The 17,725-nt window shown below is 65.9% G+C and carries 22 protein-coding genes; 9 read left to right on the top strand and 13 right to left on the bottom strand.

Annotation, left to right across the window (positions count from 1 at the left end; translation table 11 throughout):
* The first annotated feature begins 9 nt into the window (after nucleotides 1-9).
* Both FHX72_RS02025 and FHX72_RS02030 read left to right on the top strand, forming a co-directional pair.
* Entirely contained in the window at nucleotides 10-693 is a 684-nt protein-coding gene (locus FHX72_RS02025; protein ID WP_183622736.1) for a hypothetical protein, read from the top strand.
* A gap of 189 nt (nucleotides 694-882) precedes the next feature.
* Nucleotides 883-1,308, top strand: a complete 426-nt coding sequence (locus FHX72_RS02030; protein ID WP_183622738.1) for a hypothetical protein — start codon at nucleotides 883-885, stop codon at nucleotides 1,306-1,308.
* Between the two features lie 19 nt (nucleotides 1,309-1,327).
* On the opposite strand, the gene FHX72_RS02035 is transcribed toward FHX72_RS02030, so the two are convergent.
* The 7 genes from FHX72_RS02035 to FHX72_RS02065 all read right to left on the bottom strand — a co-directional run bounded on the left by FHX72_RS02035 (nucleotide 1,328) and on the right by FHX72_RS02065 (nucleotide 6,413).
* Nucleotides 1,328-2,581: a type II toxin-antitoxin system HipA family toxin gene (locus FHX72_RS02035; protein ID WP_183622740.1), complete on the bottom strand. Its 1,254-nt coding sequence runs from the start codon at nucleotides 2,579-2,581 to the stop codon at nucleotides 1,328-1,330.
* Complete coding sequence (locus FHX72_RS02040; protein ID WP_068495068.1) at nucleotides 2,581-2,832, bottom strand: helix-turn-helix domain-containing protein; 252 nt, start codon at nucleotides 2,830-2,832, stop codon at nucleotides 2,581-2,583. Before FHX72_RS02040 ends, FHX72_RS02035 begins: the two co-directional genes overlap by 1 nt.
* 85 nt (nucleotides 2,833-2,917) lie before the next feature.
* Complete coding sequence (locus FHX72_RS02045; protein ID WP_183622742.1) at nucleotides 2,918-3,277, bottom strand: hypothetical protein; 360 nt, start codon at nucleotides 3,275-3,277, stop codon at nucleotides 2,918-2,920.
* Between the two features lie 9 nt (nucleotides 3,278-3,286).
* Nucleotides 3,287-4,693, bottom strand: a complete 1,407-nt coding sequence (locus FHX72_RS02050; protein ID WP_183622744.1) for an NAD(P)-binding domain-containing protein — start codon at nucleotides 4,691-4,693, stop codon at nucleotides 3,287-3,289.
* A gap of 114 nt (nucleotides 4,694-4,807) precedes the next feature.
* Complete coding sequence (locus tag FHX72_RS02055; protein ID WP_183622746.1) at nucleotides 4,808-5,371, bottom strand: DUF6199 family natural product biosynthesis protein; 564 nt, start codon at nucleotides 5,369-5,371, stop codon at nucleotides 4,808-4,810.
* Between the two features lie 77 nt (nucleotides 5,372-5,448).
* Nucleotides 5,449-6,015: a hypothetical protein gene (locus FHX72_RS02060; protein ID WP_156475856.1), complete on the bottom strand. Its 567-nt coding sequence runs from the start codon at nucleotides 6,013-6,015 to the stop codon at nucleotides 5,449-5,451.
* 92 nt (nucleotides 6,016-6,107) lie between these two features.
* A complete protein-coding gene (locus FHX72_RS02065; RefSeq protein WP_183624055.1) occupies nucleotides 6,108-6,413 on the bottom strand; it encodes a hypothetical protein in 306 nt (101 codons plus the stop codon).
* Here FHX72_RS02065 and FHX72_RS02070 point away from each other — a divergent pair.
* Together FHX72_RS02070 and FHX72_RS18745 are read left to right on the top strand one after the other, a co-directional pair.
* Nucleotides 6,403-7,197, top strand: a complete 795-nt coding sequence (locus FHX72_RS02070; RefSeq protein ID WP_338110014.1) for a cation:proton antiporter — start codon at nucleotides 6,403-6,405, stop codon at nucleotides 7,195-7,197. The two genes, FHX72_RS02065 and FHX72_RS02070, sit on opposite strands and share 11 nt — an antisense overlap.
* Nucleotides 7,167-7,379 carry a hypothetical protein gene (locus FHX72_RS18745; protein ID WP_244963959.1) on the top strand — a complete coding sequence of 71 codons (213 nt, stop codon included), beginning with the start codon at nucleotides 7,167-7,169 and terminating at the stop codon, nucleotides 7,377-7,379. Before FHX72_RS02070 ends, FHX72_RS18745 begins: the two co-directional genes overlap by 31 nt.
* Nucleotides 7,380-7,400: 21 nt before the next feature.
* Here the strand turns inward: FHX72_RS18745 and FHX72_RS02075 are convergent, their stop codons facing one another.
* On the bottom strand, nucleotides 7,401-7,892 hold the full coding sequence (locus tag FHX72_RS02075) for a SixA phosphatase family protein (protein ID WP_183622748.1): 492 nt from the start codon (nucleotides 7,890-7,892) through the stop codon (nucleotides 7,401-7,403).
* Nucleotides 7,893-7,982: 90 nt separating this feature from the next.
* Here FHX72_RS02075 and FHX72_RS02080 point away from each other — a divergent pair, with 90 nt between their 5' ends.
* Together FHX72_RS02080 and FHX72_RS02085 are read left to right on the top strand one after the other, a co-directional pair.
* Complete coding sequence (locus tag FHX72_RS02080) at nucleotides 7,983-9,293, top strand: TrpB-like pyridoxal phosphate-dependent enzyme (RefSeq protein ID WP_338110015.1); 1,311 nt, start codon at nucleotides 7,983-7,985, stop codon at nucleotides 9,291-9,293.
* Nucleotides 9,294-9,589: 296 nt separating this feature from the next.
* On the top strand, nucleotides 9,590-11,134 hold the full coding sequence (locus FHX72_RS02085; protein WP_183622751.1) for a DUF222 domain-containing protein: 1,545 nt from the start codon (nucleotides 9,590-9,592) through the stop codon (nucleotides 11,132-11,134).
* 249 nt (nucleotides 11,135-11,383) lie between these two features.
* On the opposite strand, the gene FHX72_RS02090 is transcribed toward FHX72_RS02085, so the two are convergent.
* The 3 genes from FHX72_RS02090 to FHX72_RS02100 all read right to left on the bottom strand — a co-directional run bounded on the left by FHX72_RS02090 (nucleotide 11,384) and on the right by FHX72_RS02100 (nucleotide 14,491).
* The gene (locus tag FHX72_RS02090) at nucleotides 11,384-12,592 is read right to left on the bottom strand and encodes an IS110 family RNA-guided transposase (protein WP_068483986.1); all 1,209 of its coding nucleotides are present in this window, start codon (nucleotides 12,590-12,592) and stop codon (nucleotides 11,384-11,386) included.
* 413 nt (nucleotides 12,593-13,005) lie between these two features.
* Nucleotides 13,006-13,848 (bottom strand): alpha/beta fold hydrolase, encoded by an 843-nt coding sequence (locus tag FHX72_RS02095; RefSeq protein ID WP_183622753.1) that lies wholly within the window; start codon nucleotides 13,846-13,848, stop codon nucleotides 13,006-13,008.
* A 286-nt stretch (nucleotides 13,849-14,134) separates the two neighbouring features.
* Nucleotides 14,135-14,491: a hypothetical protein gene (locus tag FHX72_RS02100; protein WP_338110016.1), complete on the bottom strand. Its 357-nt coding sequence runs from the start codon at nucleotides 14,489-14,491 to the stop codon at nucleotides 14,135-14,137.
* Between the two features lie 96 nt (nucleotides 14,492-14,587).
* Here FHX72_RS02100 and FHX72_RS02105 point away from each other — a divergent pair, with 96 nt between their 5' ends.
* A complete protein-coding gene (locus FHX72_RS02105; RefSeq protein ID WP_183622755.1) occupies nucleotides 14,588-15,193 on the top strand; it encodes a hypothetical protein in 606 nt (201 codons plus the stop codon).
* 122 nt (nucleotides 15,194-15,315) lie between these two features.
* Nucleotides 15,316-16,098, top strand: coding sequence for a hypothetical protein (locus tag FHX72_RS02110; protein WP_183622757.1), 783 nt, complete (start codon nucleotides 15,316-15,318; stop codon nucleotides 16,096-16,098).
* A gap of 82 nt (nucleotides 16,099-16,180) precedes the next feature.
* On the opposite strand, the gene FHX72_RS02115 is transcribed toward FHX72_RS02110, so the two are convergent.
* Both FHX72_RS02115 and FHX72_RS02120 read right to left on the bottom strand, forming a co-directional pair.
* Nucleotides 16,181-16,621: a VOC family protein gene (locus tag FHX72_RS02115; RefSeq protein WP_183622759.1), complete on the bottom strand. Its 441-nt coding sequence runs from the start codon at nucleotides 16,619-16,621 to the stop codon at nucleotides 16,181-16,183.
* Nucleotides 16,618-17,097, bottom strand: a complete 480-nt coding sequence (locus FHX72_RS02120) for an SRPBCC domain-containing protein (RefSeq protein ID WP_183622761.1) — start codon at nucleotides 17,095-17,097, stop codon at nucleotides 16,618-16,620. The genes FHX72_RS02115 and FHX72_RS02120 overlap by 4 nt, the downstream gene beginning before the upstream one ends.
* A gap of 173 nt (nucleotides 17,098-17,270) precedes the next feature.
* On the opposite strand from FHX72_RS02120, the gene FHX72_RS02125 reads away from it, so the two are divergent.
* On the top strand, nucleotides 17,271-17,699 hold the full coding sequence (locus FHX72_RS02125) for a YciI family protein (protein WP_183622763.1): 429 nt from the start codon (nucleotides 17,271-17,273) through the stop codon (nucleotides 17,697-17,699).
* Nucleotides 17,700-17,725 lie beyond the last annotated feature (26 nt).

A 17,725-nucleotide genomic window follows, 5' to 3' on the forward strand; every position in this document is an offset into this window, starting at 1 on the left:
GAGCGCACCATGCCCGAAGCATCAACCCCTACTAGAGACACCACCCGCAATCAGAGCGGCATCTACCTGATTCAAGCGAAGCGCGACTGGGATGCCGAGCTTGACCAGGACGCCCTCGCCGCGTTCCGAGACCTGCCCCACGAGCTGCGCCGCGACTGGCTGCTCGCCGTGCTGCGCTGGCCCCCGCACTCGCACGCCACCCCGACCTTCGCCATGGCGTTCCTCTCCGGCACGTTCCGCAAGGGCCAGCTCGACACCAAACCCGACTGGCAGGAGTTCGCGGGGCGATGGCACCAGCTCGGCTACTCACCCATGCTGTTCCTGCGGCTCAACGTCACGGCGCAGAGCAGGGCGCGGCTCCAACTCGACGCTCACGAGAAGGATCTGGAAACCCCTTCTCCGAAGAAAGCACTCAAGCGTGCCGGGTTCGAGCAGGGCAGGGTCGGCTACCGGGCAGGCCACCTGCGGCCGGCCGACTGGAAGGCGATCCCAGAGGCCTACGAGAACGGCGACTTCGCCAGCGCAGTCGGGTACTGGCTGACCAAGGCGGGGGACACCCCGAGTGGATGCGCAACCTGCGTCGCCCGAAAGCTCGAGCGTCGCGCCTTCCGCGACGAAGGGCCGCGCGGCGACGGCAGGCTCCGCGACCGGAACCTCGAGCACCTGAGCCGGAAGGCCAACACGCGAGGCTGAGGTGAACGGGACCTCTCGAAGCCACTGCACCGCGTGCCATGAACACCGTTCAGTGGTTTCGAGGGAAAGATCCCAGTCCCGGAAGCCGTGGTCCGGCGGGCAACGAGCGACCGGCACCTGCTCTGGAAGTCAGCGAAGGACGAACCGAAGCCCGGTCCGTAGGGTGGTCGCGTGAGCTACGCGATCTCGATGACCATTCAGACCCAACTCCGTAAAGACCGGCCCGCCTGGGTCACGGAGTACCTGCAATCGATCGTTTCGAAGGACCCGGCTGCCGGCCGCGGGCCGAACCTAGCGGCGGGCGCACCGCACTATCGCTGGGCCGAGTTCCTTCCCGAGCGTGACTGGTTCACCTGGGTTCCCTGCGGCCTGACCGCTGGCCTGACGTCCGACACCGAGCGGTTCTGGCTCGCCTCCGACTTCCACGACGACTTCATCCAGCACGACCAGTTCCTCATGGAACTGATCGCCAACTACACCGCGGGAGACCGCATCATCGGGTCGATCTGGAACGACATGTCGGCGAACAAGTTCACGCAGTACGCCGCCATCGGCGGAGAGCTGCACCTGCTCTCCGTCGACGGCGGGTGGCGCCCGGCGATCAGCGAGTCGTAACTCACGCGAACGTCAGGCGTTACTCCACTACTAGAGGGCGCCCGGCTGCTTCCCCCGAGCGCAATCGTTCCGCAAAAGTCCGGATCTGCGCGGCCAAGTTCGGGTACGCGCCCACGAGCGGCTGCTCGGTTGCGACCGCGGCGACAACCTCGTCGAGCGTCTCGTTGACAAGTCGCTCTGCGCCGCGCAGTCCCCACGACATGATCTCCGAGACGACATCCGAACGCTCGATCAGGTGATGCTCGTAGCGGCCGTTCACGGACAACGCGAGTCGACCATCCACCCCAGCCTGATGCGCTTGCGGCACCACGTCGTACGCGGGAGCCAATCGAGTGCGACCGTCAACAGGGTGCAACAAGCCAAGGTTCTTGGTGTGCATGTCCAGGTTGCCGGCGGCGATACCGAGCACGAGCATCCGTGCCAGCAGGATCAGATCTGTCGAACGCGACTGACCGCGCAACGCCTGGGCGACACGCTTCAAGCTCGTGACGCCGCCCAGCTCCTGGTACTTCTGACTGCCCGACGCCCCGAGGACCTGGCTGAAGTCCTCCTGGTGCACCCGATTACCATCGATCCGGTCGAACCTCTCGACAACAAGCGCCGGCAGGCCATCGAACTCGGCAACGGTCGTCGAGAACGACGCCAGCCCAAGCCGCCGCGCCAGGCGCGCACCATACTCCTCGTCGAAGATCACTGTCGGGTTCGCCGACAGCCTCGGCTTCAGGATGTGCGTCGACGGGAAGCCACCGAATGCCTGGCTCCAGAGCGTCCCACTCGTCGCGGACTCCGTCGCTGCAAGTACGATCTTGGGCTGCACGCCCGCCAGCGACGACTTGCCCACGTCAGCGAGATTGCCGAGCGAAGCCGACAGCGGGTTCTCGAGGAGTGCCCGAATCTGACTGTCGTCGACGGCCTTCGTGCCGGGCGTCCGTGGCTCCGTCGGATCGTCGACGTCCCAGAGCTGCACCGCACCCGCCACGTCGCGCCCGTAGCGAGCAAGAAACCCCAGGATGTCTCCGGGGCGAAGTCCCGCCTGAGCGCGCAGGTACTCGTACTGATCGCCCTCCGGCAGAAGCTCCGCGAACCAGTTGCGACGCCTGCCCGCCTTCGCCCGGGTCTGGCGAGCGACGAGCGGGAGCTCGACCCCCAGGATGCTGCTGTTTGTTCCGAACTCGGCGATACCGGCCGTGGATGCCACAAAGTCGAAGGACCGAGAGTCGTCACCCTCGAGCAGTCCGACCTCGACGCCGTAGAGCTCCACCGCCAAGCGCATCAGCGCGGCCCCGTGGACTCGTCGGCCCGCTGCTCCCAGCTCGCCGACAACTCGATGTCCAACTCGTGCATCAGATCGAAGAGGCGCCGCAGATAGATCGTCGTCTTCCCGCTCTCGATCTCGCTCACCGCACTCTGCGACAACTGCAGGCGCTCGGCGAGCTCAGCCTGACTGAGGCCGGCCTCGAGGCGCGCCTGCTGCACCGCGAGACCGAAATCGGCCGGAGCGTTGAGCCGAGCACGAGCGACCATGATGAACTCCTATCTGAATATTCAGATACTACTCGAGTATCTGAATATTCAGATGGGAGTCACCTATCTGAAAAACAAGATATTGCTATGAGTCGACGACACCCGTGAAGCGAGTTCCGATGCCGTACGAGAACTCCCGAGTCGTTCCCGCGGCAGGTTCCGGCAGCTCGTGGAGATCGTGGTTGTCGCATGACACATACGTGAACTCGGGCCACCACTTCTTTGGCCGAACCTTTTCGACCGTGCCGCACACCTCGCACGTCAGCGTCGCCCAAACCGGGCGCTTGCCCGTACGGTTCGCCCGCGACTGAGCCAGCCAAGCCGGCGGGTTCGCATCCAGCTCCGCCAACGCCTCCTCGGCGATATACGGGGGCAGGCCGTTCCGCTTCGCCATCTCGAGCGGGATGTCGAGACGGATCGCGGCGTCATGTCGGCTGAGCTTCATCCCGACAGCCTAGAGCGCAGGCGCGCCAGCAGAGTCCGCAGCAGGGTCCGGAGCGGCATCGGAAGCAACTTCGGCAGCCGGAAGCGGCGCCAGGTACCTCGCGAGGCTGTCGTCGAGCTCGTCGATCCACTTCGTGTGGTGCGTGGATGCGATCGTGCCCGTCATGACGGACCGGTACGCGCGGTCGCGGTACCCCATGATGTCCTCCGCCTTGTCGTGCTTCCACTCGAGGAAGATCTCCACAACCTCGTCCAGGTCGAACATGGGGTAGTCCGTCGCCTTGATGAGGTCGCGCGTGTAATCGGCCTGGAAGCGGATCTCATCCGCGGCCCCACCGATCGCACGGAAACGATCGAGCCACGCGTCGATGTCGGCCTGGCGTGCATCCACCCCGGGCAGCACAACGTCGCCGAGGATGACGTCGCGCACGAACCACGCTTGCGCGTCGAACATGTTGAACGTGAACCACTGGTCCTGCGCGCCCAGGTAGAAGAGGTGCGGGTTCTGCTCCCACACGACCCCCTTGTAGAGGCCCTCCGGGTACACGTTGTTTGGCGAGTCGAGCGCCAGCTCGCTTGGCAGGAACGGGTACTTGTGCAGGTACCCCGTGCACAGCACCACCGCGTCGAAGTCCTTCTGCGTGCCATCAGCGAAGTGTGCCGTCGACCCGTCGAACTTCGTCACCAGCGGGCGCTCCTCGAAGCCAACGGGCCAGTCGTAGCCCATCGGCGCAGTCCGGTAGCTCGCCGTCACCGAGCGGGCGCCCATCTTGTGGGCCTGGCTGCCGATGTCCTCCGCCGAATAACTCGAACCGATGACCAGCACATCCTTGCCGCGCAGGTTCTCCGCACCGCGGAACTCGTGCGCGTGGCTCACCTGCCCGGGGAAAGTCTCGAGGCCCTCAAACGTCGGCATCTTCGGGAACGAGAAGTGCCCGGACCCGACGATGATGCGGTCGAACACCTCGCGCGTCGTCTTCCGCGACTCAAGGTCCTCGCTCACGAGCGTGAACTGCTGCGTCGCCTCGTCGAAGTCGACCCAACGCACCACGGTGCTGAAGCGCACGTGCTTCCGGACGCCCGCCCGCTCGACGCGGCCCGAGATGTAGTCCCACAGCGCGGGGCGCGGGGGATAGGACGAGATAGGGCGACCGAAATGCTCGTCGAAGCTGTAATCAGCGAACTCGAGGGCCTCCTTCGGTCCGTTCGACCAGAGGTTGCGATACATGCTCGAGTGGACCGGCTCGCCGTGCTCGTCGAGGCCCGTCATCCACGAGTAGTTCCACTGCCCGCCCCAGTCGGCCTGCTTCTCGAAGCAGACGATCTCAGGGATCTCCCGCCCCTGCTCGGCCGCCGACTCGAACGCTCGAAGCTGTGCCATGCCGCTCGGGCCCGCACCGATGATCGCAATTCTCATGTTCTGTTTTTCCCTGGTTCTGTATGTCTGGTCGAGTTACGTATGACGCTCTGCTGACCACCAGGTTAACAAGTTGTGCGATATACCGCCGAGACGGGGCGCCGGATGCACCACTCAGGGCATGCACACAGCCGGGTCTGGTCCGAAGTCGCGCTTCGACGACTCGTACCCGCCCGACTGCACCGACGCCTCCAGCACAGCCGTTCCCATCGTCGAGAACGTGTACGTCGTCGTGACCAGCGGCGTCGGCTTCGCGGGCGCCTCCGTGTCGAGTCCGTAGATGGAGCCGTAGTCGGGCAGCTCCGGCAGGTCGATCTTCGTGGTGTCCGTCTTCAACGTGAGCTCGTGCTCGTCCGCGAACACCTGCATGGCCGACGCAGACCAACCCTCGGCGCTGCGAGTCTCATCCAGGTCGGGCTTGAGCTCCAGCTCGCAGCGCGCGGCGAGCGTCGCCCGGTACGAGAACGAGAACGCCATCACGGTCGCGCCGATTGCCAGCAGGCACCAGACGACCCCGCCGAACCTGATGTAGCCGAGGTAGGCGTCACTCCAGTTGGGTTCGCGGTCGCGGAACATCCACCGCTGGCCCATCGACGCTGCCGAGGCCGGCCAACCTGCCTGCCAGATGCCGAGGACGGCGAAGACCGCGGCCATCGCGAAGATCGGGAGGAAGTCCACGAGGGCCGATGCTATGCCCACGCCGAGGGCAGGGATGCGCCTCGTGAACGGCCGGTCACTGGTCGCTTACGACCTCGTCAGCAAGCGCAGGGCATGTTCGCGAACTCGTGGAGTCCGACGATCGCGAAGATGACTCCCGTGACGAGGAAGACCGGTGCGCCCAGGATTCCGCACCAGAAGCTCGGCGCCTGCTTCTCGCTCGGGAGGAAGAACGTGACGATCGCGACGGCAATCGCCCAGATCGAGACCGGGGCGAGGAACGGCTGCTCGAACACCCAGATCATGGGCACCCAGTGCAGCCCGACGATGAGCAGCATGACGGGCGCCATGAGCTCGCCCTTCTTGCGGCGCAGCAGGATGATCGCTGCGATGACGCCGCCAACAACCTCGACCGCCACCATGGCGATGTAGATCGTGAACGGCACCGAATCGACCTGGAGGGCCGTCGCGCTCGACCAGTTCTTGATCGCGGTTGGCAAGGTGATGCCGACGAGGGCGACCCCCGCGAGGCCCAGCACGCCGAACACGATGCGCCACGCCCAGTGCCTGGGGCGCTCCTGCGCCCACCCCGCCCAGACGAACGTCGCGAAGCCGAACAAGGACGCAGTGAAGATGACATCTCTCGGATATTCGACGGACAACATGCGCACCCCTTGATCGATTTGCCGCTCAGCCTAGGGGAGCGAGCGACGAACGCGTGGGGGAGAAGTGCCCGCCCGCATCCGCCCTCAACCGCTCAGATCGCGTCGCTGATCGCGCCGAACGTCGCATCGGCGTCGTGCAGCCAGAACGGGTGACCGACCTCAGGCAGGTGCCGCACATCCCAGCCCAACGCCTTGAGCTCGGCGGGGATCGGCGCCGGGGCGACGGCCTTGCCCTCCGACGAGAGAACCAGTGTGGACGGCACGACGGGAGCGGCCGGCGCGTAGGGCGCGTGCGCGATCTGGTCGAAGATGCCGACGGTCATATTCTTGTCGAAGCGCTGCTTCGCTCGCTTGTCGAGGATGCGCGTCGAGGCTGAGTACCGCTTCGTGGCAGGCAACGAGATCCGCTTCTGCAGCCTCGGCGGTGGCGTGCTTGGCCGGGCGTCGATGGCGTGGGTCGTGAGTCTCGCCATGGGGCTCGCAGCAGGGTTCCTCATCGCGCCAGGCGAAGCGGCGGTCATCATCGCCATCGCCCTGAGCTCCACAGCCCTCGGAACGCTCATCCCCATCCTCCGCGACGCCGGCGAGCTCGGCTCCCCGTTCGGCAAAGCGACAACGGCGATGGGGGCCGTCGGCGAGTTCGGTCCGCTTGTCGCGATCTCCGTCTTCCTCGGCACCCGCTCGCCCGGCATCTCGGCGCTGGTGCTCGCGCTCTTCGTCGTCATCACCGGCATCGCGATCCTCATCGCCGTGCGCATGCAACACGGGCACCTGCACCGGCTCGTCAGCGCGAGCCTCCACACGTCCGGCCAGTTCGCGGTGCGGGTTGTCATCTTCACGCTCGCCTGCCTCGTCGGGCTCAGCGCTGTGCTCGACCTCGACATCCTGCTCGGCGCCTTCGCAGCAGGCGTCATGTGGCAGATCATCATGCGCAGCGCCCCGGAATCAGACCGGGAGCAGGTCGAGAGCAAGATCGAAGCGATCGCGTTCGGGTTCCTCGTGCCGCTCTTCTTCATCTACACGGGGGTCACGTTCAACCTCGACGCGCTCCTCGGGAGCACGCAGGTGCTCATCCTGCTGCCAGTGTTCCTCGCACTGTTGCTGCTCATCAGGGGAGTACCCTCGCAGCTCGTCGCGTCCAAGGGGCCGCGGTGCGCGAGCGGGCGAGCCTCGGGCTGCTGAGCTCGACGGCGCTGCCCATCATCGTCGCCGTCACGGCCATCGGCGTCGACGAGAAAGTGCTCGAGCCTGCCCTCGCCTCATCGCTGGTCGGGGCCGGGATGCTCTCCGTGCTGCTCTTCCCGATCATCGGCATGGCACTTCGGCCAGCGGATGCACAGCGCGACCTGGCTGCGGATTTCTAGCGGCGCCGCTGTAGCGGGGGTCTAGCGAGGTGCGCGGAACGCCGTGATGTTCGCGGAGTTCCAGCGCAGCGCATCCCATTCGCCGTGGAACGTCAGCACCGTGATTCCCGAAGTTGGGTAGCCGTGGCGGATCTCGAGCGCCAGCTCGGAGTCCTTGTCCGCGGCCAACGCGATTGCCGTGCCGGAGACCGTCGGCTCGTGCCCGATGACGAGCAGCGTCTGCACTTCGGCATCGGTCTCCTTGACCTGCTCGAGGTAGTCGTCCTCGCCGCCCATGTAGAGCGCGCTCGGGAACTCAGCGGGAGCCAGGATCTCGGCCGTCTCCAGCGTCTGCCGCGTTCGCGCGGCGGGGGAGCACAGCACCTTGTCGACCTTCGGCGCATTCTCACGCAGCCAGTCACCGGCTTCAGCGGCCTCGCGGACGCCACGATCAGCAAGCGAGCGCTGGCGATCATCGATAGTCATCGGATGCTCGGCCTTAGCGTGACGGAGCAGGATCAGAGTGCGGGGCATGAGGTCAGCCTAGAGAACGCGGAGGGCAACTCGGGGCAGGCTGACCGCGTCCGCTACTATCGCGGGACCGCATCCAGTGAAGGAGAGTCCGTGTCGACAACGCCGTCGCCCACCCAGTCCCGTTCCATCGACCCGCTCGGCGTTGAAGTGCCGTCGCTGGTTCCCACCCACTGGTACAACCTGGCCGCCGATCTCCCTGAGCCGACGCCGCCCCACCTGCACCCGGGCACCAAGGAACCGCTGACGCCGGACGATCTCGCCCCGCTCTTCCCGATGGCGCTCATCGCGCAAGAGGTCTCGACCGAGCGCTACATCGAGATCCCGCAGACCATCCGCGAGCTGTACGCGCTGTGGCGGCCCGCGCCGCTCGTTCGCGCGCTACGCCTCGAGAGGGCGCTCGGTACGGGGGCACGCATCTACTACAAGTACGAGGGCGGCAGCCCGGCCGGCTCGCACAAGCCCAACACGGCGGTCGCGCAGGCCTACTACAACAAGCTCGAGGGCACCACCAAGCTCACGACGGAGACCGGCGCCGGTCAATGGGGTGCGTCCCTCTCGTTCGCCGGGGCGCTGCTCGGGCTCGAGGTCGAGGTGTGGCAGGTGCGCGCCTCCTACGACTCCAAGCCATACCGCAAGGCGCAGATGGAGGTGTACGGCGGCGTCTGCCATCCGTCGCCGTCCGACCTCACCGAAGCGGGTCGCGCGATGCTCGCCAAGGACCCCAACACCACGGGGTCGCTCGGCATGGCCATCAGCGAAGCCGTCGAGGTCGCCGCCCAGGATCCGAACGCGCACTACGCGCTCGGGAGCGTGCTCAACCACGTCATGCTGCACCAGTCGGTCATCGGCCAGGAGGCGATGCAGCAGCTCGCGGAAGCCGGCGACGCCGTGCCCGACATCATCTTCGGCTGTGCCGGCGGCGGCTCGAACCTCGCGGGCCTCACCTTCCCGTTCCTCGGACGCAATCTACGGGAGGGCACCAAGACGCGCCTCGTCGCCTGCGAGCCGGCGGCCTGCCCGTCGCTCACGCAGGGCGAGTACCGCTACGACTTCGGCGACGTCGCCGGGCTCACGCCGCTGCTCAAGATGCACACGCTCGGCAAGGACTTCGTGCCGCCGTCCATCCACGCCGGCGGCCTCCGGTACCACGGCATGTCGCCCATGGTGTCCCACGCTGTAAACCTCGGCCTCATGGACGCCATCGCGATCGAGCAGGACGCCGCCTTCGAAGCTGGCCTCCTCTTCGCACGCAGCGAAGGCATCATCCCGGCGCCCGAATCGACGCACGCGGTCGCCGGCGCGATCGCGCACGCCCGCCAGGCGGCGGACGGGGAAGTCATCGTCCTCGGGCTCTCCGGCAACGGCGTCCTCGACCTTCCGGCGTACGCGCAGTACGTGTAGGGGGTGCCTGGCGGTCCGCGACGGCTGGCTGCTGACTGGCGGTTGGTCGTCGACCGCTGGTTGGCGGCCGGCTGTCTGAGTGGGTCCGTCGTCGAGGCAGTCCCTTTAGATCTTTGATATGTGACTCGTGCGCGGACCTGGGTGTGGCGGAGCGGATTCACTCTGCCCATCTGGGGTTTCGCGCGCATCGCATCATGTCGAATCTAAGTACTAGATACGCGGAAAAAGCCTGGTCTACGACTGGTTGTTCTCTGGGTCCAGTGGTAGGCTGGTGGTGATCTTGGGGGGAGGTTACCGTGGCATCGGAGTCATTCAGAAGTTCGTCTCGTGAGACGGCTGTTGTGGATGCGCTCCTCGAGGCCCGAACCCAACTCTCCGGAGTCCCTGACGCGGAGATCGTGGTCGTTCTCTATGAGTTGGCTGCTCGTCGGCGAGTGCTTGACGCGGCGCTCGTGGAAGTTGCTGGTGAGATGTTGCGTCGGGAGGATGAGTCGCCGCGGTCGGAGACGGTCGCGCGAAAGGCGGGCTTCCGGAATCTCGCCGGCATGGCCGAGCAGGTGCTCGGCGTGAAGCCGTTCGAGGCGAACACGCTTGTCAGGGTCGCTTCCGCGACGCGTGAGCGGATGGGGATGACGGGCGAGCCGATTCCCGCGAAGTACGAAGCGGTGTCCAAGGCGGTTTCGTCGGGAGTGATGACGGTCGCGCAGGCGGCCGCGATCACGAAGGGCCTTGATCACACGCGCGACCGCATCGACGTGGAAGATCTCGCGCGCGCCGAGGCAGAGCTAGTCGCGTCGGCGTGCGGGGTGAACCCCGAAGACGAGCAGCCGGCGGTGCCGAAGGTGCTCGAGGTGCAGGCCGCGATGTGGGTGTCGTACCTGGATCCGGACGGTGACGAGCCGAGGTCCGAGAAGATCGCGGCGGAGCGGGGCTTGTGGTGGTCGCGGCGCGCTGATGGGGCGATCACGGGCAAGTTCGTCGCGACACCGGAGCAGGGTGAGCAGTTGATCTTGGATATCGACGCGCTCCTCTCGCCGCACCGGGCGGTGGAGTTCCCCGCTGCGACGAGCTGCGGAGAGCCGCCCGCCGCGGCGCTCGGCGCAGACGGCGATCCGCGCGACAGTGACCTCGCAGGCGCAGGCGCAGAAACGGGTGCAGGTACAAGCGCACGCACGAATAACGTCGGCGGCGAGGGTCGCGAGGTGGAGGTTCCGCTGCTGGACCTGCGCACGCAGCCGCAGCGGCGCATGGATGCGCTCGCCTCGATTCTGACGTCCTACGCCGAATCGACCGACTCGCCCCGCATCGGCGGGGAAGCGCCCACGCTCGTCGTCGTGTCAACCGAGGCTGGGATCGAGGGAAACGCTGTGCGGCCTGAGGACATGCCTCACTTCGAGCACACCGGCGAGCCGGTACCGCCGTCCTTCGCGGCGAAGGTCATGTGCGACGGCTTCATCCGGATCGCTCGCCAGGGGTCGAAGGGGGAGATCCTCGACCTTGGCAGGCGCCGCCGGCTCTTCAGCACGGCGCAGCGGCGTGCGATCTTCGTCCGCGACCGACACTGCCGAGCACCCGGATGCCGGGCGCCAGCACGGTGGTGCGAAACACACCACGCCCTGCCCTGGATCGAGGGCGGACCAACCGACGTGAAGGACGGCATTCTGCTGTGCTCGTTCCACCACCACGAAGTGCACCGCGGACGACTCTCGCTCGTACTCGACCCCGGCGGACAATGGAGAGTCGTCGCGACCGTCGGCCACTACGTCCGACGCCGGACCCCGCGCCGCCGCATACCTGAGCGCTCCAATGTCGCGCGTCCAGAGTGGAACCGCAGAACCTGAAACCGTGGAACGCGAGTGGCGCCGCCGAACTTGGAACCGCGGAACGAGACCAGGGCTGCAGAAGGTGGACCTGTAAAACTCGAGTGGAGTCACCGAACTTGGACCCGCGGAACGCGAGTGGATCCTGCGAGCTCGGACCCGCGGGACGCGAGTGGATCCTGCGAGTACGGAACCGCGGAACGCGAGTGGATCCGCAGAACCTGCACCGTCGAGTTGGGCCGGTCGCGGGGGGGGGTCCCTATGGTTTTGTCAAGGGTTTTGGGGTGTCGGGGTTTGGTAGATGGTGCCGTCTCGGAGCATTGCGTAGAGGACGTCGCAGCGTCGTCTGGCGAGTGCGATGAGGGCTTGGTTGTGGCGTTTGCCTTGCGCGCGTTTCCGGTCGTAGTAGGTGCGCGAGACGGGGTCTTTCAGTGCCGCGAACGCGGAGAGGAACAGAGTCCGTTTCAGGATCTTGTTCCCGCGTCGGGAGGCGTGCTCGCCCCGGATGGAAGAGCCGGAGCGTCGCGTGACGGGCGCGAGTCCGGCGTAGGACGCGAGGTGACCTGCGGTCGCGAACTGTTTCCCGGCGACTTCGGTGAGGAGTCTCGCTGCGGTCCTGACGCCGACTCCTGGCATGCTCGTCAGGACCGGGTGAAGAGGGTGCGCATCGACGAGCCGTTCAACCTCGACCGCGATCTCGGCCCGTTGGGTGCGGAGGTCTTCGAGTTGTTTCGCGAGGCGCGGCAGGACGAGGCTGGCAGCGTTCGTGCCGACGACCACGACCGTCTGCTCGGAGAGCGCCTGCATGATCTCGGCCGCGAGGCGTTTGCCCATGCGGGGAGCGAGCTTTACGAGTCGGTTGGCTAGCCGTGTCGGGCCGAGCTTCGCGAGATCCGCGGGCGCGGGGTGACGCTGGAGGAGATCAACGACGGCCTTGTGATCGAGGTGCGGGCCAAGGACTCGTTCGAGCGCGGGGTGAATCTGCGTGAGCAGGCCGCGGATGCGGTTGCTCGTCGCGGTCACTTGTCCCGCGAGGTCGTCATCGAAGCCGCAGAGCATCGAGAGTTCCGCGACCTGCTCGTCCGCGAGCTGGATCGATCGGAGGGCGTGCGGGAGGGTCCGGGCGGCTTCCGCGATGATGGCCGCGTCTCTCGCGTCGGTTTTCGCTTCGCCCGCGTGGAGGTCCGCGATGCGGCGCATCGCGAGCCCCGGCAGGTAGCCGACGAGGACTCCCGCGGCTTGCGCGACCGCAATCGGCAGCGCGCCGATCGTGGCAGGCTGATCGACGACGAACAGTAGCGTCCCGTGGTCCTTCAACCCATCGATGAGCGCGCGGAGTTTGCTCTCGTCGTTGGGCAGCGCTTTGTCGAAGAGTTTCTTCCCCGTGCGGTCGATCGCGACCGCGTGATGCTCGCCTTTGCCGACATCGACACCGATGAACACGTCGACGCTGTCGTGTCCGGTGATGCTTGTTTCCATCAGCCCTTCCCCTCTCAAATTTCGGTTCCAGCGTTGGCCGAACCAAGAAGCGGCGAGTCTCGACATCCACGTTACGAACGACACTCGGAACACGTCCGGGCCCTGTCCCTATCAGCGATCACAAGCCGCCAAACCGGGACTCGGTGACAACACCCCCCAGATCATGAACAGCGACAGGGGGCACAGAGTCATGCCGAGCCCGGGATGGCCAACACCCTCCAAGGATCACTCCCCGAACTGGGTATGAAGAAGGTAACGGGGCGCCGCCCAGTGCGGCAACGCCGCAGCGCGCTCGCCGCTCGCTCGCCGCTCGCCGTTCGCCCCTCAATGGCGACAGGCGCGCTCGGCATGAACCGATGAAGGGCCGGGACCGCGGCTTGGAGCTGCGGTCCCGGCCCGAACCGACCTGCGGTCTAAGCCTTGACGAACTTCAGCAGCGCCTCGTTGACCTCTTCGGCATGCGTCCAGAGGAGACCGTGCGGGGCACCTTCGACCTCGACGTACTCGGCCTCAGGGAACGCCGCATGGAATGGACGCCCCGTGGAATCGATCGGCAGAATGTTGTCGCTCGTCCCGTGCAGGATCAACGCCGGCTTCCCACTTGCGCGAACCGCAGCAACGTCGTCGCGGAAGTCCTCGATCCACGTAGGCACGACGGCGTAGGCGGCGACCGGCGCTGACTGGGTAGCCGTCGTCCAGTTCGCGTCCACAACTTCCTGGCTGATGCGCGACCCCAAGTTCTCGTCGAGGTTGTAGAAGTCCTTGTAGAAGTTCGTGAACCACGCGAACCTGTCGGCCTTCGCGTTCTCGGAGATCCCGTCGAACACTTCCTGCGGAACACCCGTCGGGTTGTCGTCCCGCTGCACTAGGAACGGCTCGAGCGACGCCAGGAACGCCAGCTTCGCGACCCGCTCGTGCCCGTGCTGGCCGACATAGCGAGCCAGTTCTCCGGTGCCCATCGAGAAGCCAACCAAGATTACGTCGCGGAGATCCAGCGTCTCCAGGACAACGTGCAGATCGTTCGCGAACGTGGTGTAGTCGTACCCCTCGGTGACCTTGCTCGACTGCCCGAAACCGCGACGGTCGTAGGTGATCACTCGGTATCCCGCCGCCAAGAGTTCACGCGTCTGCCGCTCCCAGCTCGCGCCGTTCAACGGGTAGCCGTGGATGAGCACCACTGGCTGACCCGCGCCGTGGTCCTCGTAATAGAGCTCGATGTCCGTGCTGTTCTGCGTACCGACCTTGGTGTAGCCCATAGACGTGATCCCTTCCTGGTGGCGACAGCGACGGACCCGGCCAGTCGCCACCTCAAACGAGGGCGTGGCGGCGTCGCGAGCTCAATACAAAGACACGCGCCTGACCTTGAACCGAGACTGTGACGCCAGAAGGCTCCGAGCGACCTCGGGAGCGAAGCCACGAGGGAAACCGAGAGCGAACCCCAGAGCGAAATCCGAGAGCGGAATCCGAGAGCGGAGTCCGACAGCGGAGTCCGAGAGTGAAATCCGCGGTGGATCGCGCGAGAACGTGGCGAGTCAGCGGGTGTCAGTTGCCGCCGAAGACCCGCAGATCTTGAGTCGGCGGGAACGGGAGGATGTACTCGCGTGTCGGCACAGTGATGTCGCCCCAGTCCTCGAGCTTCACTCGAACGCGGTTCGCGGACACCTCAGTGATCCGCACCCGAGTCCACTCGCCGTCTTCAAGGCACAGTTCGTAGGCGTCAGCGAGGTAGCTCATGCCCGTCGTCTCCAGTAGCGTTTCCGCTTCGAACCAGTCGAGAGGCGCCGAGAGCTCGCGACCGAGAAGGTCGATCACAACAAAATCCTCGCCATCGGGGCGCATCCAGCCGAGCAGCTCGCCGTCGCCGCGTCGGTGCTCGATCCATTCGCTCGGAATAGTCACCCCTCGATGCTAGTCAGCACGCGCCCGCGGTGCCGACTGGCGTGGACTTGTGGATAACTTCTGCGCGGATTCTCCGGAACCGCTACCTTGACGCCCATGCAGTCAGGGGAGAGGTTCAAGCGTTCAACGAAGAAGGGCAGAGGGGCTATCGGTGCCCTGATTCTTGTTCTGCTCGGCTTCGGCGCGGCGGTTGGGGTGATCGGATGCACGCCGCAAGAAACCACGCCGCCCCCGACCCCCAGCCCCACCTCGGTGACTACCACGCCAGCGCTTCCCACTAACGAGGAAGCGCTGGCGATCGTGGAGGAGCTGGTGCCGAAAGTGCTGGCTGCTGAGGGTGCTTTTCTATCGGGTACTACTGATCGTGAGTCCTTCAAGTCGCTGGCAACGGAGGCGCTGGTGTTGAAGTTTGAAGAGGCGCGCGGGGAAGCTCAATCGTCTGGATACGTCATATCCGGTGCACCTACCGCCGACACATTCGCAATTCAAAGCATTCAGCACGATCCGGGTGCCGTCGCAAGCATCATCTCCTTCTACGCCTGCCTGGACAGGAGCAACTACCACGCCCTGAACGCGGAAGGCAATTCGGTCAGAGGGCCTGATGCAGCGACCCGGTTTGCGATCGTTGGGACCGCCGTGGGTTTGGAAGGAACGTTTCAAGTTGAAGGGTACGAAGCATGGCCCGGCGCTTACTCCTGTTGATCTGCCTAGTTGCTGCCCACCTTTCGATAGCCCCGGGAGACGCCCCATCGTTTCGAGCGAATTGCTCCGCTGGAACAACAGCCTGGGATGACTGCCCTTCCGCGTCTACTGACGGCGACAGCGTGAGCATCAACGTGGAGGAGACCTACGTGGGCGACCCCGGCCCATCTGATTCCTACGACTCCTCTGACGGCGGGGGATCGGGCGGCGACGGCTACACCTCAGACGACGGCTGGGCAGAGGGTGCAGACGGCGGAGGATCGGGCGGCGACGCGAGTGGCGGCCCGCCGCCGTTCACGCCGAGCGCCAGCGCGCTCGCCTCGCCGATGAGTTCCCTCCTCACTCCCGTCCTGTGCCGTGCCTGCGACGCCGGCGGGGGAGGCGGAGGCGGCCCCTCCACGACACCTCCGCGACCCCCGACGAGCTTCACGATCAGCGACGTCCTCACGCTCGCGCCCGCATCCGTGACGCTCACCGCGGAACCCTCGACCTGGAGCATCGTCGGCTCCCACACAAACTTCTACACGGCCGCCACCAAGCACAGCGCCTCCGGGAGCGTCCTCGGCCACCCCGTCACCGTGACCTTCACCCCGATCACCTACCGGTGGGACTACGGCGACGGAACCACAGCGGAGAGCGCAACACCCGGCGCATCCTGGGCTGCCCTCGGACAAGACGACTTCAGCGCCACCTCGACAAGCCACGTCTACGCAGAGAAGGCAACGGTCAACGCCTCCGTCACCGTCGTCTACACGGCTGTTGTCACCCTCGCGAGCGGCGCCAGCATCCCGGTGACAGGGACCCTCAACCGAGCGTCCACCACCGTCGCCCTCGAACTCTTCAACGCCGACACCGTCATCACCGTCGGCGACTGCAACGAGCATCCGGAGCAACCGAGATGCTGAACCGACCCGGACGCGCCTCTGGCCCTCGCTCCGACCCGGTCCGGGACGCCCTGACCCGGTCCTGGAGGCCTCGACCCGCTCGCTACTCTTCCTGCCCGAACACGACGGTGCCGTCGGCGAGCACACTCCATCCCGGGTTGTGCGCGACCTCCCAGATCACGCCGTTCGGGTCCTCGACCAGCCCATGGAAGACCCCGCCGAAGTCGCCGTCCTGCGGCACCTTGAGCATCCGGCCTCCGCCCGCCGCCATCGCCGAAACCACTGCCACAACCTCCTCGCGGCTACCCACATTGTGCGCCAGCGTCACCCCGGAGACCCGCGAGCGATCTTCCCCTGTCCCGAGATCACGGTTGAACTTGTCCGCGTCGAAGAAGCCGAGCACCTGCCCGGCCCCGAGCTGGAAGAAGACGATCTCACCCTCCACATCCAACAGAGGCTCCCACCCGAGCGCCCCAACGTAGAAGCGCCGCGCAGCATCGAGGTCACGCGTCGCGAAGGTCACGAAGTTCACCTGCTGCTTCATGAGCGACCCACAAACGTCGACAGGTTGTCGAGCGACGAGGAGATCCCGTCGACATGATCCGTCTGACTGATGCCGCCTGGCACGTCGTACGCAGTCACCGTCACCAGGGTACCGCCGGGAAACTCCGCCAACTCCCACACCATCGTCATCGTGCCCGAGAATCCCGGATCATCCGACTCGAACACCACCTGTTGCGCGATCCGCTCGCCTTCGACGAGTTCCACGAGCACCGACTCCGACACGTCCAGCGACTCGGTCGTCTTCCCGCCACCAGGCGGCACCTCCGAATAGGTGAGCTCGAGCACACTGCTCCCGCCCACCCACGGCTCAAAGCGCGTGTACCTGCCGGTCATCCCCGCCGGAGGCAGCCACGACTCGAGCGCCCCCTGATCGAGCAGCGCCCCATAGATCTTGGCTGCGGTCGCCGGCAACACCCGTGAGACGCGGTCGACGCGTGGTTCGAAATCGCTCGTCATGCCGGGACGCTAGCAAGCCGACTCGAGAATGCGCCGACCGGCCCCAGAGAAGATTCTCAAGAAGATTCACGGCGCGTGTCGAGTTCCCCGGTCGCCGTTCGACGCCATAGGAGACGGGTGCTGATCGGCACCCTGAAACCGGCCCACGAGGGCCGCAAACAAGGCGAATCATCATGAAGTTCATGCTCATCATGCGCGCCACCGACGAAGCTAAGGCCGCCTACGAGAACGCCGACTTCGCCGAGATCATCAACGCCATGGGCAAGTACAACGAGTCCATGATGGAAGCCGGCGTCCTGCTGGCAGGCGAGGGCCTCGCCGACGATCTCAGCACCGCATTCGTCGTCGACTTCACGGGGGAGCAGCCCGTCGTCACCGACGGCCCATACGGTGAGACGCACGAGCTCTTCAACGGCTTCTGGATCATCGAGACGGCCACCCGCGACGAGGCCATACAGTGGGCATCACGCGCCCTGCTGCAGGGGCCAGGCTCGAAGCTCGAAGTGCGCCGGGTCACCGACATGAGCGACTTCGCCGGGCACGAAGACAACGAGTTCCTCCGCAAGGAGGAAGGCTGGCGCGAACAGCAGGCGGGCGCCTGAGCCTCGAGCTGCATCCGAAACACCGG

Origin of the sequence: Pseudoclavibacter helvolus, from assembly GCF_014191305.1 — a bacterium.
Classification (GTDB): domain Bacteria; phylum Actinomycetota; class Actinomycetes; order Actinomycetales; family Microbacteriaceae; genus Pseudoclavibacter; species Pseudoclavibacter helvolus.

Coding starts and splice junctions, on each gene's coding strand:
- FHX72_RS02060 (WP_156475856.1), bottom strand. CDS start 6,015: ATGTTGTCCGTCGAATATCCGAGAGATGTCATCTTCACTGCGTCCTTG.
- FHX72_RS02030 (WP_183622738.1), top strand. CDS start 883: ATGACCATTCAGACCCAACTCCGTAAAGACCGGCCCGCCTGGGTCACG.
- FHX72_RS02045 (WP_183622742.1), bottom strand. CDS start 3,277: ATGAAGCTCAGCCGACATGACGCCGCGATCCGTCTCGACATCCCGCTC.
- FHX72_RS02090 (WP_068483986.1), bottom strand. CDS start 12,592: ATGGAAACAAGCATCACCGGACACGACAGCGTCGACGTGTTCATCGGT.
- FHX72_RS02125 (WP_183622763.1), top strand. CDS start 17,271: ATGAAGTTCATGCTCATCATGCGCGCCACCGACGAAGCTAAGGCCGCC.
- FHX72_RS02105 (WP_183622755.1), top strand. CDS start 14,588: ATGCAGTCAGGGGAGAGGTTCAAGCGTTCAACGAAGAAGGGCAGAGGG.
- FHX72_RS02040 (WP_068495068.1), bottom strand. CDS start 2,832: ATGGTCGCTCGTGCTCGGCTCAACGCTCCGGCCGATTTCGGTCTCGCG.
- FHX72_RS02025 (WP_183622736.1), top strand. CDS start 10: ATGCCCGAAGCATCAACCCCTACTAGAGACACCACCCGCAATCAGAGC.
- FHX72_RS02050 (WP_183622744.1), bottom strand. CDS start 4,693: ATGAGAATTGCGATCATCGGTGCGGGCCCGAGCGGCATGGCACAGCTT.
- FHX72_RS02095 (WP_183622753.1), bottom strand. CDS start 13,848: ATGGGCTACACCAAGGTCGGTACGCAGAACAGCACGGACATCGAGCTC.
- FHX72_RS02120 (WP_183622761.1), bottom strand. CDS start 17,097: ATGACGAGCGATTTCGAACCACGCGTCGACCGCGTCTCACGGGTGTTG.
- FHX72_RS02075 (WP_183622748.1), bottom strand. CDS start 7,892: ATGCCCCGCACTCTGATCCTGCTCCGTCACGCTAAGGCCGAGCATCCG.
- FHX72_RS02035 (WP_183622740.1), bottom strand. CDS start 2,581: ATGCGCTTGGCGGTGGAGCTCTACGGCGTCGAGGTCGGACTGCTCGAG.
- FHX72_RS02115 (WP_183622759.1), bottom strand. CDS start 16,621: ATGAAGCAGCAGGTGAACTTCGTGACCTTCGCGACGCGTGACCTCGAT.